Annotated in this window: 10 protein-coding genes; 2 read left to right on the top strand and 8 right to left on the bottom strand. The window is 53.4% G+C overall.

Going from position 1 to position 12,660, the window contains the following annotated elements; genetic code table 11:
- Positions 1-571 precede the first annotated feature (571 nt).
- Complete coding sequence (locus tag AB5Y99_RS00060; RefSeq protein WP_368208289.1) at positions 572-1,393, bottom strand: hypothetical protein; 822 nt, start codon at positions 1,391-1,393, stop codon at positions 572-574.
- A 165-nt stretch (positions 1,394-1,558) separates the two neighbouring features.
- Here AB5Y99_RS00060 and AB5Y99_RS00055 point away from each other — a divergent pair, with 165 nt between their 5' ends.
- A complete protein-coding gene (locus AB5Y99_RS00055) occupies positions 1,559-1,978 on the top strand; it encodes a hypothetical protein (protein ID WP_319900978.1) in 420 nt (139 codons plus the stop codon).
- Positions 1,979-2,158: 180 nt separating this feature from the next.
- Positions 2,159-5,692 (top strand): hypothetical protein, encoded by a 3,534-nt coding sequence (locus tag AB5Y99_RS00050; protein WP_368208287.1) that lies wholly within the window; start codon positions 2,159-2,161, stop codon positions 5,690-5,692.
- A 243-nt stretch (positions 5,693-5,935) separates the two neighbouring features.
- On the opposite strand, the gene AB5Y99_RS00045 is transcribed toward AB5Y99_RS00050, so the two are convergent.
- The 7 genes from AB5Y99_RS00045 to hcp1 all read right to left on the bottom strand — a co-directional run bounded on the left by AB5Y99_RS00045 (position 5,936) and on the right by hcp1 (position 12,624).
- The gene (locus tag AB5Y99_RS00045) at positions 5,936-6,112 is read right to left on the bottom strand and encodes a hypothetical protein (RefSeq protein ID WP_017410961.1); all 177 of its coding nucleotides are present in this window, start codon (positions 6,110-6,112) and stop codon (positions 5,936-5,938) included.
- Between the two features lie 26 nt (positions 6,113-6,138).
- Positions 6,139-6,840, bottom strand: coding sequence for a DUF2931 family protein (locus AB5Y99_RS00040; RefSeq protein ID WP_368208285.1), 702 nt, complete (start codon positions 6,838-6,840; stop codon positions 6,139-6,141).
- The gene (locus AB5Y99_RS00035; protein WP_368208283.1) at positions 6,840-8,789 is read right to left on the bottom strand and encodes a DUF2235 domain-containing protein; all 1,950 of its coding nucleotides are present in this window, start codon (positions 8,787-8,789) and stop codon (positions 6,840-6,842) included. The genes AB5Y99_RS00040 and AB5Y99_RS00035 overlap by 1 nt, the downstream gene beginning before the upstream one ends.
- Positions 8,789-9,583 carry a DUF4123 domain-containing protein gene (locus AB5Y99_RS00030; protein WP_368208281.1) on the bottom strand — a complete coding sequence of 265 codons (795 nt, stop codon included), beginning with the start codon at positions 9,581-9,583 and terminating at the stop codon, positions 8,789-8,791. Before AB5Y99_RS00030 ends, AB5Y99_RS00035 begins: the two co-directional genes overlap by 1 nt.
- Positions 9,580-11,622, bottom strand: coding sequence for a type VI secretion system tip protein VgrG (locus tag AB5Y99_RS00025; protein WP_368208279.1), 2,043 nt, complete (start codon positions 11,620-11,622; stop codon positions 9,580-9,582). Before AB5Y99_RS00025 ends, AB5Y99_RS00030 begins: the two co-directional genes overlap by 4 nt.
- A gap of 11 nt (positions 11,623-11,633) precedes the next feature.
- Positions 11,634-11,921 (bottom strand): type VI secretion system PAAR protein, encoded by a 288-nt coding sequence (locus AB5Y99_RS00020; protein WP_368208278.1) that lies wholly within the window; start codon positions 11,919-11,921, stop codon positions 11,634-11,636.
- Positions 11,922-12,105: 184 nt separating this feature from the next.
- Positions 12,106-12,624: a type VI secretion system effector Hcp1 gene (gene hcp1, locus AB5Y99_RS00015; RefSeq protein ID WP_010634822.1), complete on the bottom strand. Its 519-nt coding sequence runs from the start codon at positions 12,622-12,624 to the stop codon at positions 12,106-12,108.
- Positions 12,625-12,660 lie beyond the last annotated feature (36 nt).

Raw genomic sequence — 12,660 nt, 5'->3', positions numbered from 1 at the left:
CTGACCTGCTGGACCAACGTCGGCCCATGATGGATGCGTGGGCTGAGTTTGTATCCGGTAATTCACCAACTGAATAGGAAAGAAGCGGCCTTGGTGGGCCGCTTCTTTCTATCTTTCATTTTTCCTGACATGCTATGCAGCCACCAGATAAGCATATGTTGTAGCTTCCCTAGCCATTAGCCTCGCCTGCCCAGGGAGTTGGAGAAAAAACGTCAACAACTTAAGCAGTGCTGCTCTCGGGGGAGGAGAGAATGCCTTACGTCTGAACAGTCGTCGCCGTAGGTTTTGTTATCCAGAGATCTACCCGAGTCGTCGAAGTCATCGTCAGCGATAAAGCTGTCCAGCTCATCGTTGTCACCGCCCGCGTCATTGCCTTCATCGAAAAAAGACGGAATTGTTATTCTCGGGCATAGTCCGCTTGAGCTCTTCAGCATCTTGAGCTCTCTGGTTCTAGTTGCCGTGATTACTCATGATACTGCTCCTGTTCAGACCAGTGCAGATTGAACAGGAGAGTATTGAACGCGACTAGTGATGGAATTGGGAAGCCTGAGACGATAGACCTCTGCCCTCGTCAACTTGCGACAGAAGCCTTTCTTCTCTCCTTCTGCCGAAAGCTCTTCATGTAGTCTGCTGTCACCACGCAGTCAGCCTCTAGGTTCATCACGCTGTTAATGATGTCTGCCATCGCAGCATCAGAAGGCACATATCGATTTGGCAGGTGTCCGCCTCTTTCTTCGTAGCATTCCGCCAGATAGGCCAGGAACGCCCTGACAAAGTCCGCCTTGGATGACTTGGCCGAGCTCGTCCCTGCTGCAGTCATCGGGTCAGATGCCGCAGTGTGCCCCTCTCTGGAGTCGCGACTGATCTCATCCATGAACTCCGCTAGAGATGGCCAGTATTTCAGATCAAAGCTGTAAGCCAGCCCCTCTAGCTTTTCTTTTACATAGCTTCTGTAGCGGTAGTTGTTTTCGCCATGAGCGGCGGCTTCGCTGATCACATCAACAACGTGGTAATGGGTATCGCTGGTGAAGCCTGACTTGTTGTGAAGCTCATCTCTCTCACGCATCAGACCTGCAAGCTCTTTGGCCTTTTCAGCAATCGATTGATTAGTCCGAATCAACTTCGCCTTGTCTTCTCTGGCCTCCTTCAGGTTGTCACAGCTCCAGAACGCTTGGCTGGACAGTAGTCCCCTGAGAACGCTCAATACCGCCTCTTCGGAGGGCAGTGATTCGAAAAGATGTTTGTAAACCACCTTCATGTGAACATGGTACTTGAGTAGCCGATAGGCTACCTGGTTCTCGCTTGGCAGAATGTTGTGCTCTGTGTTGTAGGCGATCTCGTTTTTGAGAAAGTCTTCGCAAAATTTGACCGGGTCTTTGTTGTCTTTGAACATGGTTTACCTCTTTATCCCTGATTGGAACCCTTATATTACCGAGCCTGCCGGCAAAGTCGGTATCTATCGAATTTTTTCCAGTGATTGAATAGATACCTGTCGCTACTCATTCTTGTCCTTCGGTGTATAGTGATGCATCTATTAAAAGTGCATGGAATCAATGAGATGAAAATTAAACAAGTGGTAGTTTTGGCCATGACGGCCGGATTAGTGGCTGCTTGTGCGGTTGTTCCAAAGGGGAACTTTGTTACTGCGCCTTCGACACCGGCGCCGGAAGGGAAAGCGGGAGTTTGGCTGTCATCTCAGGAGAGCGCGATCGGGGATGCTGTTTACAACCTATACCTAACGCCAAACGGGCAGTACGCCGTATGTGGAGACTACCTAGGAGAGACGATTCAGGGAAGTTCCGGCAAGCTCACCATGAACAATGGCAAGCTTTCTACAATCCACTCCAGCGGCTATATGTCTGAGGTCAGTTTCATCGGCGACACTATGGCCATCAAGGACTTTATGACCTTTTCCAAAGCTGACCATCCGACCGCGAATTGCTACAAGTTCTTCAAAGACCGAGGAATGATAGAGTAAATACACTCCCGAGCTTAAAAGACATGGTCATACCTGATACTCGCCGTCTACTTGTAATTAAGCTCTCGCCCAGTTTTCAAATAGGTGGCATGCAGCCTAGACAGGCAAACTAACTGTTAATTTGATGTCTAGCAGCTTCACAGCGTAATTCATGCGACAGAAAGATCGATAGGAGGAGGAGTGACCGAATGTGAAGTAGTATATCCGCTGGAAGGTATGTGGGATCCACTGCAGGTCCGTATAGAGCTTAGGCAGATGTTCGAGCGCTGGTTATCACGGTCGCAGTACTCACGCATTATCACTGAGCATAAAGAAATTGTCGACGAGTTGAGTGTTCTCGAACTCTGTCAGCACTACCGTTTAGAGTATCTGGGAGGTGTAGAAGACGTAGCTCAGAATTGGGATGAATCGGCTCAACGGATAGCGGAAAATGGTCCCACGTTCGACGAACTCACACGTTTGGGCTGGCTGTTCTTCGATGGCAGCCGATGGTGTATGCAAAGTGCACCTATAGGTACATATTCGTACATCACCTATCCTACCCCCTGCACGGAAGCCTTTTTAACAAACTTGGAGAGGCTGAGGCTTGTTGCGAAGAGTGATACTCCATCTCCAGTAGCAGCAAAGCTTGAGGCGAAGATATTGAATGACAACTGGCTCAAGCATCATATCCCTACCAGAAATCCAGATTGGCTTGCAGGCAGGCTATGGGAGCAACTCTGCCCGAATTCCTCACCTTACGCTACCGACTATATCGACAGCATATTCTTGGAGTGGTCTGCATGGTGTACCGTTCTTCACGCAAGAGGGGACTGGGACATAAATTGGGGACCGACTCATAAACAGTACTGCCGTGAGGCAGCAGAACGAGTTCTGAAACGTCAAACTCTTTGGGGAACTTGGGACAACGATATTACACGCTATATGGATGTCCTTGAAAGAACGTTCGCGATCCCCCAGCAACAACTCTTGTATTGCAGTACTCCAAAAGTCCCGCTGCGGACATTAGTTAGTCGTTCAGAATGGCTGACAAGGTCCGATGCTGAACATTTCATACAGAGACGTTTCTTCACAACAACAGGTAGCTTTGCGTTCAATTTGCTTTGCTCCGAGCTTGAGAAGACCGATATTGGGGCAGAGCTCAAGTCTACTGCGGAAACGGTCCTATCATTCGCCACCGACCATCCTATGGCATTACAGCAATTCCTGTTTAGGGTAGATGCAGTGCCAACATTGTTGGTGGATATGCTAATGCATCAGCGAGCTGCATGTCTGGCAACCAAATTAATTATTGGATGGCGACCAGAGCTAGGCAGAAATAGTGATCGCAATCTGAGCCGGGAAGCACAAACTAAAGAGTTCGCAATCCAAGATGCGCTCTCGCTTTTGGCTTACCAGTTGCACGAGGGTTCGCTTGATATCGAAGAATATGCATCGTTGATCACTTGGTGCTACACCAGCGGCATAGGTAATGGAAGAGTCGTTGCCGATCCGAGGAGACACTTAGGGCGGCGGCTTCTCGGGATTGCCGCAAGGGAAAATGAAGAGCTTCAATCTGCATTGCTACAACATCTTGTATCTCAGATGGCATATCAGAATAACGTACAACGAGCATGTTTTGCAGGAGCCTTGAACGGGCTTGGCTGTCTTTTGAACGCACAAACAAGGGATTTGCGCTCAATCGTCGAACTATACTTAAAGTTTGCGCAAGAGCTGAAACTTGATTGGACCGATGTACCTAGTTTATCTCCGGAGTTGGCTGCGCAACTCGTCGCCACAGCATTCACACAAGTCGAATCTGACCGAAATGCGTTGTTAGTCCCATTCGATAGCGCGAAGCTGCTGCGAGAGACGTCTGACGACGAGAAATCGTCCCTGAAATTAGCTATTGCACGAACTATGAGAGAACACATACGGTTGCTAGCAAGAGCCGTTTCTGGTTGGTCTGACGAGACAGTACCGCAGGAACTTTGCGACGCACTGCAAGAACTGATTTCGCGCTACGCTATTGAGCATGAAGAAAAAGGACGCGTCGGAGCCCTCACTGATAGGTATAGTCCAAGCCGCTTTTGGGGTCGTGAAGATGGTTCACCGGCACAAGACCTCGCCGCTGCATGGCGTCGACTGACGACCTGTGATCAGGAATCTATGCTGCAGTCATTTACTCAGACTGACGACCCGGTACTACTCGCCGAACTTAGCCAGCATCTTCCAGCTGCGGCGAAGTCCTACCTCCAAACGAGGCTAAAGCAATTGAAGCCGGGAGACGCATCAATACCTTGGACTTGGCCAGAGCTACAGCACCGCATAGAATCCTTGTTGGTCATCGGGGAGCATAGTCTTGCCCGTGAGCACTTGGATGATGCAGAACAGGGCTTAGCCCGTGCATCACAGGAATTCCAGCTTAGTTTTTTTTGTCTTGGACTGAGGCTGTTTTTGCAGGAAAAGAACTGGATTGCGCTTGATAGTGCAGCCGTTCCATCCACCCTGCATGAGTTCTCTCTGCGACAAGCGCAAGAGCAACTGGACTTTTACAGAGCAACCTCCCAACTACTTCGTCCGCACGGTAATCTAGCATTTGCTCGAGCAGAGCTGAACCGCCTTGCGGCACATCCTGGTGCGGCGCTTACGTACAAGGAAAACTTCTTTGCGGTTGCGATCCAACAGCTTCTGGGGCCCAACCTGCACCCGTTAACCGGCGCTGACAAGGTGGTAGGAGAGAGCCTGCTTGCTGAAATCAATGCGATGGTCTCTATAGCTGATCGGCAAGCTAGTAGTAGTTTGCTTGCCAATCGAGCACTACTCTTATTGGCCTTGCAAAGGCCAGAGGATGCGTTGGAGAGTGTAGCTGCTCGTCGTCGGGAGACGCCAAATCCTAACCTCGAACTCATAACTGTTCTTGCAACTGTTGAGATGGGTCGAAGGGAGGATGCTATGGCAGTATTGGATGCTGCTATCATCGAATTCGGTGCCGACGATAAGCTAATTGGGCTTAAAAACGACCTAGAAGCAGGTATTCCAGCCGCAAGCTGGACATCACCATCAGTTACCATTGACCTAATTTCGTCTATTCGGGCCGCTTTGCAGCAGTTGATCGAGCTGCAACCCTCCCAGCTTGGTGATGTCCTTGGGCCCCCCGGACGAGGATTGAGAGGCTATCTCGTGCGACAAGTATCACGTGCAGTTGCTGCGCTTCAACACATGGGAGCCATGTTACGTGACAGGAAAAATCCAGAGGATGAGGCAAAGCTCGAAAACGACCTCAACACTGCGGTACGAGAGGTGTTAGGAGCTTCACTTGCAGTGGTCAAGTGGGACGTAGCTGACCAGTCGCTTGGTGGTGCTACCAAAAACGGTAATCCTGGTGAGCGAGATGCGGTTATCCGGGCCTCAGGTCAAGAAATATCCATCTATGAGGCTCTCGTCTGTTCTAAGCTCAACCGGTCTTATACTAAGACGCATTTCCATAAGCTATTGTCGTACGGCTTCTGCGATATCTATTTCCATGTCACTTACTCATACGCGAAGGAGCTCAAGCCTCTCCTCGATTACGTCAGAGTAATGCTCGAACATGAAGCCCCTTCAGGGCTCACATACCTTGACTGCGAAATTCTGGAGCCTCCCGATAGCGAGGTAAGCGGATATATGGCGACTTATCGAGCAGGCCATCAAGATATAGCGGTAGTGTTCTTCGTTGTAGACCTTAAAGCCTAAGGTAATCGCCCCCTTCAAATGGGGCGATTACCTTATTAAATTTATGATCCATTATTTATCAAATCCTTGTTATTTATGTCCTATGGCCAGCCATAAGGCTCGATGTGTCATGAAAAATTCTTCGCAGAGTGAAAAAGTGACAGATGAGGTAGTGCGGTCTTACAGGCTAATCAATTATGCTACGCAGCCACCTGATAGGCATAAAGCTGATGCGGCGCCTTCCCTGGCCATTAGCCTTGCCTGTCAGGTGGTCTGTTGCAGGTGATCCTGATAGACCTTCTGCCACTTAGTATGCTCAGCCTTATCGCCTCTGGCCTGCCAGAAAGCACAGATGCTCTGTGCCAATTCTGCGGCCATGGCATGGTCGTTATCACGACGACAAATCAGATACTGGGCTAGCCAGTTTTGGTACTGCTTCATTGAAACCTCTTAGACCGCTATCCAAATCAATTGACCGGATCGGTATCCGTCTTAGGCTGTGCTGCGCGATAAGCGTCCATGATCGGAGCCCAAGCCATTCCACTGGGAGGGGGATATTGCTTGTAGGCATCCGTGTAATCTTTGTCAAAACGTGCCCAAGCATTTTTAAACTGACTGGATAGAGGGTAACGTTGATCATAAGGGTCATCAGTGACCTCTTTAGCAATCCCCCTAGCCAGCAAGATATCAGGCTTCACTTTGGCGTTGGTTAAAAATGCTTCCACATAGCCGCCGGTGGCCATACCTAAGCCAATGTTATCGCGACGTACTTCACGCCATTCATCCCTCACCTTGATGCGATAAGGTTGCGCAATCATGCGTTCCAGTTCTGCTGGCAAGGCTAGGCTAATGCGATAGCGCTTTTTATCATGGAATGAAATCCACTCTACCTCTACCTTATCAGGAGCGGGGTGAATATCACGACGCCCCTTGCCAATGCGCCAGCGATAATCTTTGGCCTTAAGAGCTTTAGGGCCGACAAAACCGGCAGAACCATTGGTCGAGGCATCCACCAACTTACCTTGACGATAAAAGAGTACCTCCGTCACCCATAACTCATCAGCGTTCGAACCCACCATATGGCGCCAGTCCAGTAGTTTGGGGCCTGTGGGGGCAGCTTGGCAGGCTGCGACTAACGGCAACAGCAGCAATAAGGGTATCCAGCGCATTAATAACCTCCCTTTTCATTACCCGTCAGCTTGCGGATCTCTTTGTCACCAACCCTATTGGGCTTGTTGACTAACCCGGTATCTGCGCTGTAGTGCAAGTAACTCAGTCGCAACTTTTGGTACACTTCGTCAGGTAAGCGTCGAGCCAAGTTGATCACCTCTCCGCGCCGTTTGGCCGCATCAATCCAGAGTTCATCGAGTTTTGCTAGGTTCACTGTGGGGTATGAAAGAGCGCTGTTCATCATCAAATCCCGTCGAGTGGGGTCCCACTCTATAAATGGCGCTCCAGCATCCCGCGCCGCTTCCACCATCATGTGCAGCGGTATGCGTGAATATTCCCCCTCCACCACCCGGTGCAGTACCACATCGACACTGATGTTTCTATGCCCCCCTGATTGACTGCCCGTGATCGGACCCAGTGACCTAGGGCGCACATTCAAATAGCCAAGCCGAGTAGCGTCACTATGACTAGACAGAGACACAACACCTTTGCCCCAGCCTTGTTCAGCCCGCATTTTTGCATAGGCACAGGCATTCCGATATGCCTGGGCATCGGTTGGATGGACGTGCGGCAACTCATTGGAGCTGAAGGTCGCGATCGCGCAGTTTTCAGTGATGAGCGGTGAGGCGCCGTTGGGGTCACGCAGACTCCAGCGGCTGTAATAGCCGCCTCCGATATCGGAGTGGGCGCCTGGGATAATCACTTCGGTAAAACCGTCCGCGAGTGCGGTGCCTGCGGCATCGTCTGTGATACGGGTCAAATCAAAGTGATAGCGCCACTCGTCAGCCGCCACGATATGCACCACTCGTTCGGCACAATCAGGGGCCAACGTCACATAACGTTTGCCCCATAGATAGGAGCTGACCACGGTATCAAACAACCCGACAAACTGAATACGCACATCGTCGCGGCTGGCCCAATCAAAGCCGGACTTCAGGGGGATATCGGGGTCAGCAGCCATGGCCTCCACCAGTGGATGGTCCCCTTTCTTATCTATACGGTTTACAAACTGACGGGCAGCGGAAGCGCCTCGGCTAAACCCAAAAACATCGAACTCGACCTTATGGATGCACTCAATGGTGGGCAATATGCTTTCAAGTTGTTCTTTGATCTCCGCAACAATCTGAGTACGACAAGCCTCTTCGACACGGGAGGCACTGGAGGTTTGGCCCTTATCTGCCCCCAACCCTGCGGTGGCGTCATCCTCACCTTTGGCAGTGCCAATACCTTCAACATATACCGCGACTGTCAGCTCTGTTTCTGTTGGTCGTCTATACAGTTCATGTGCCTTGCCAATATTGGTGACGTCGTTTTTCTCGCTGTTATTGAGATCATCAGGCAACGCCCCTTCAAAACACTGCTCCAGCAATACCTGCTGCTCTTCCAGGCTACATTGCGCCAAGGCGGTCTCCAATGCACTTTTCCCTTCCCTGTGCTTGAAGGTGTTGTTGGCAGTGCCATCAAAGAACACCCCGATACGCAGGATATTCAGCTGATAGCCTTTCACCTCAATCACGTAGGAATGCTTGGTGATAAAGCGCGGCGGTTGGGCCTGCCCAGCTTTGTGCCCTTCTGGTAGCGGCTGCTCGGGGTCAGTGAGGCAAAGGTCGCCGGAAGTCACCTTGATGTGTTCGCGCTTTACATCGTCGTGTCCGAAGAGTTTGTCGGTATATGCGGGAACCTGGCTGGTTTCGCCTTCTTTCAGGGCTTCACGGGACTGAGCGGCTTTGAGCCACGGCTGGGTCTCGAGCTTGACGGTGACCGGCCCCACCGCCAACCCTTGTACCAGGGTCGGGCCCTCTTTCAGGGGCACGGTTTTGCTGGTGCCACTGGCATCGGTCAAGGTGGCTTTTTGCCCCTTGAACGAGCGGTTCTGTTCATCGCGAACGTCTATCTCAATCCAGCAGTTGTTCTTCTCACAGGGGATGCAGTGGGCACTGATAGCCATTACACGGCTCCTATCAATTCAGGGTGTTTGTTCAGCCAGTTATTCACCTGAGCCATTTCGTCGTCGGTCAGCATCAACGGCGCTCTGATGGCATCCAGCGCCATGCTTGCCTGTAGCGTGAGAGCGCCAGCTACCACGCCATCCAGGACGTCGCCTGTCAGCCCCGCTTGATTGGCCTGCTTGAGGACGGTGGTAATGGCGGCTTCCGGATTAGGATGACGCGCCATCATCTCCTCCATCCGTTGCCAGAAGTGGCGAGAGAGGATGTAGGCGTGACGGTTTTCGTCATAGAGCGGCGTCAGGTGGTGAGGCTGAATGCGAAACCAGGGGGCTTGGCGGGGAGTAAATTCGGTATCCGGTGTGCGCTGCCAGACACTGTCGTTGGCCCACAGGCTTGAGCAGGGCCCCAGGACATCATCGAGTTCCTGCTGGCTCATGGTGGCCAGCATCTTGGGAAAGACCCGATTATCGGCATAGCGTAGCCACATCACCTCGCCTTCGAAGGCCACCTCAATCAGGCTCTGCCAGTGCGACAGGACGACATCGATAGCCGCATCGCTGGCGACATATACTCCCCCCAATTGAGGGTGTGCAGCGATAAACTCGGGAGCTGGGTTGGGCAGTAGCCAGGGGCCTTGTTCGGCTTGGTCCGCAAACGCCGTACCGGCAAACAAGGGGATGGCATTGCTACCGTCCTGGTTGCAGTAGTCTGCAACCGCAGTGGTATCGAGCGCAGCATCGACGATAGCAAACAGTGGCCCGGGATGTTGGCTGCGCCATTCTTGAAAGGTCATGCCTTACCTCCTTGAGCAAAGGGGCAGGGCTTCACCAACGGTGCCATGGACTCCATGCTCTTTTGAATGGCGCTCGCTGGGATAGTGGCAGGTGGTGCGGGTGGTACCTTGACCGCCCCCGGCAAGCCGGGCATTTGACCCGCCCAACCGGAGCCAGAGCCGGGACTACCGCCAGAGTTCATCTTGATGGTGGGGCCGACCAGGGTGACGCCGCTTGGGTCAACCTTCACAAAGCTGCCGCCGACTTTGAGGGTCAGCTCGGAGCCTGCTTCCAGCACAATCTTGTTACCAGCCTTGATGTGGACCTCTTGGCCAGCCTCAACCAGTAGCGACTGGGCCAGTTTCTGGTGGAGGGAAGCATCCACTGTGAGCGAGTAGTCCGCCTTGATGTGGTCGCGCTTCTCGCCTTCTACCGTCAGGTGGTCGTTGGCCTTGATGCGGGTGACCCGCTCGTTGTCGATGTCCCGATGCTCATCGTGCTTGATGTGCCACGCCGCATCATTTTCGATAAGCACGTTCAGGTCTTTCTGACCGTGAATATAAATCTCTTCCTGCCCCGCTTGGTCTTCGAAACGCAGTTCGTTGAAGCCCTCGCCCTGGTGAGTTTCGGTGCGCAGCACGGTGCGAGTCTTGTTGGCGGGCAGCTCGTAAGGCGGTCGGTTGGTGGCGTGGTAGGTGCGACCGGTGACGATAGGCTGGTCGGGGTCCCCTTCCAGAAAGCTCACGATGACCTCGTGGCCGATACGCGGAATAGCCATCATGCCGTACTGACCGCCGGCCCAGCCCTGACTCACCCGCACCCAGCAGGAGCTCTGGTCGTTGGAGCTGCCGTAGCGGTCCCACGGGAATTGCAGCTTCACACGGCCATGTTCGTCGCAGTAAATCTCCTCCCCCTCGGGGCCGACCACTATCGCGATTTGCGGGCCGTCCACCATCGGCTTGTAAGGTGCCTCGGGGCTGCCGATGCGGGCACGCCAGGTAGTGCTCGCTTTCACTACGCCAAATTCGTTGTGGTAGACGGTCGGGCCGCTGCCACCTTCTTCCTCAAGCGCCTGGGGTTGTTCACCGGTGTGGCGGATATGGACGATTTGCCAGTCGGTGTTAAGGCTGCCGTTGGGGTGTTCGGTGAGTGAGAAGTGCTGACCCGGCAGCAAGGCGGCGCTGTTGGACTTGCCGCTGCCCGCCACCGCGTCATTGCGCAGGGCATCGAGCCGGTGCTGGGCAAAGGCCTTGCCGCTGCCGTCCTGCTTGTAGCGGCCCGGGTAGTCAAAGTGCTGATAGGTATCGCGCTGATGCTCAAGCTCTGCGCCCTGCCTTTTGTGGGAGAGGCCATAAGCCGGCGTCTTGAAGCTGTAATCTTTCAGCTCTACATCGCTTGGTCGCACCGCCTCGCGGTAGTGGAACTGGCGCACGTAAGGACCTTGTTCCAGCGAGCGGTTGCCGAGGTTGAAGAAGAGCTCGGGGCCGGCAGTCAGGGCTGCCGCGTCATCGGCAAACACAATGCGGTGCTTGCCTGCTTCAAACTCGTGGAAGTAGAACAAGCCCTCTTCAGCAGCGAGGCGGTTAACAAAATCGAGGTCGGCCTCCCGATACTGCACGCAGTATTCCCGCTGGGCGTGCTCGTTTTTCAGGGCAAAGGCGTAGTCGGTGATGCCATGCTCTTGCAGCAGGATACTGAGGATTTCATCGGGCTTCTGCGCCTGAAAGATGCGGGAGTTCTGGCGCAGGCCCAGTCGCCACAGGGCAGGTTTGACTTGCAGGCTGTAGCGGGTGCGGCGAAAGCCGCTGTCCCCTTGGGCAAACTCGCTCACTACGCCGCACACTCTGCGCTGCAGCTCTCCGTTGTACCACACCATGAGCTCGCACGGCTGGTCCAACACGGCGCCGAAATCGATGTCCGGTTGCTGGCTAGCCACCTCCAGGTGGAGGTTAAAGGGACGGTTCAAGCCCTCATCCAGCTTGAAACTCGCCACAACAAAGGCACTGTCAGCCAGTGCGCCAACCTTGACGGTGAATTGTAATCCTGTGCTTTGTGTCATGACCTTGTTCCTTATCCTGCTTGCCCGCTGCCCGAACCAATCACCACACCACCACAATCCACCACTGTGCCTGTGACCGCGATAGGCTTGCCGTTCACCAACACTGAGCCCACACCACCGGCAATGCTGCGTGGGTGGGGTGGATTGTTGGGCTTGTCGTGGGGCGCTAACGGGTCGCCCTGACGGGCCACTGGCTTACCATCGAGAAAGACATCAGGGCTGGCGGCTATCACCGGTGTCGGTGGAAAGCCATCGTGGTCGGTGCCGATGTCACCGAGCAGTGCAATGGAGGGACACATAACTCAAACCTCTTGTGTGCTTTGCCATCACTCCGCACCGAACGTCAGAACAGGGGGATGGCAAAACATAAAAGCTCCGGCAGCCAACGGCTGGCCGGAGAAAGCACGGGCTGATAGGCCGGTTGCACACCGGCCAGACAGTACAAGATTTACTACAAGGAATTCCAAAATAAGAAAGGGAGGCTTAGGCCTCGATAGGAGCACGCCAGTCGTCAGCACCAGAGGTACCGGCAACAGTGTGTTCCCAGTCAATCTTGCGGTAAGCCAGAGAGACCTGGATAAGCTGGGTGAAGTCAGACTTCGCCGGGTCCTGGCAGTGGGGCATCTGACAGTCGATATCAACGATGGTGGCATCGGTCAGCACGGTAGAGAAGAAGTGCTCTTGCTTGCCCTCAACGGAGGTGCGGTACCACTTCAGGGTCACTTTCGGCAGCATTTCGCCGGACGCCAGAGAGTTGTACATCAGCGGCACAGCTTTGTTCAGGGCAACGGTGAACTTGAACGGCTTGTGAACACGCTGACCGGCAGGCTGACCAGATTGCGGGTCGGTCGGGACGGTGACGACGTGCTGGAACTCTTGTACCAGCATCTCGTCTTCGTGGCCTTGTACAAAGATGTTGCCGACGGAGTCAGAGGTGAAGGCTCCAGCGGTGATGTTGCCCTGGGTTTTACCTTCGATGCTGATATAACATGGAGTTGGCATGTGTATGCTCCTAAATAGGTTGGTTAAACGAGATAG

It is taken from the genome of Aeromonas sp. R4-2 (genome assembly GCF_040908295.1).
GTDB lineage: Bacteria > Pseudomonadota > Gammaproteobacteria > Enterobacterales > Aeromonadaceae > Aeromonas > Aeromonas veronii.
This window is presented reverse-complemented; position numbering and strand designations above follow the sequence as displayed.

Bases quoted from the DNA above. Each gene is read 5' to 3' on its own strand.
- AB5Y99_RS00030 (WP_368208281.1), bottom strand. From the start codon at position 9,583: ATGACCTTTCAAGAATGGCGCAGCCAACATCCCGGGCCACTGTTTGCT.
- AB5Y99_RS00025 (WP_368208279.1), bottom strand. From the start codon at position 11,622: ATGACACAAAGCACAGGATTACAATTCACCGTCAAGGTTGGCGCACTG.
- AB5Y99_RS00035 (WP_368208283.1), bottom strand. From the start codon at position 8,789: ATGGCTATCAGTGCCCACTGCATCCCCTGTGAGAAGAACAACTGCTGG.
- hcp1 (WP_010634822.1), bottom strand. From the start codon at position 12,624: ATGCCAACTCCATGTTATATCAGCATCGAAGGTAAAACCCAGGGCAAC.
- AB5Y99_RS00040 (WP_368208285.1), bottom strand. From the start codon at position 6,840: ATGCGCTGGATACCCTTATTGCTGCTGTTGCCGTTAGTCGCAGCCTGC.
- AB5Y99_RS00020 (WP_368208278.1), bottom strand. From the start codon at position 11,921: ATGTGTCCCTCCATTGCACTGCTCGGTGACATCGGCACCGACCACGAT.
- AB5Y99_RS00055 (WP_319900978.1), top strand. From the start codon at position 1,559: ATGAAAATTAAACAAGTGGTAGTTTTGGCCATGACGGCCGGATTAGTG.
- AB5Y99_RS00045 (WP_017410961.1), bottom strand. From the start codon at position 6,112: ATGAAGCAGTACCAAAACTGGCTAGCCCAGTATCTGATTTGTCGTCGT.
- AB5Y99_RS00060 (WP_368208289.1), bottom strand. From the start codon at position 1,393: ATGTTCAAAGACAACAAAGACCCGGTCAAATTTTGCGAAGACTTTCTC.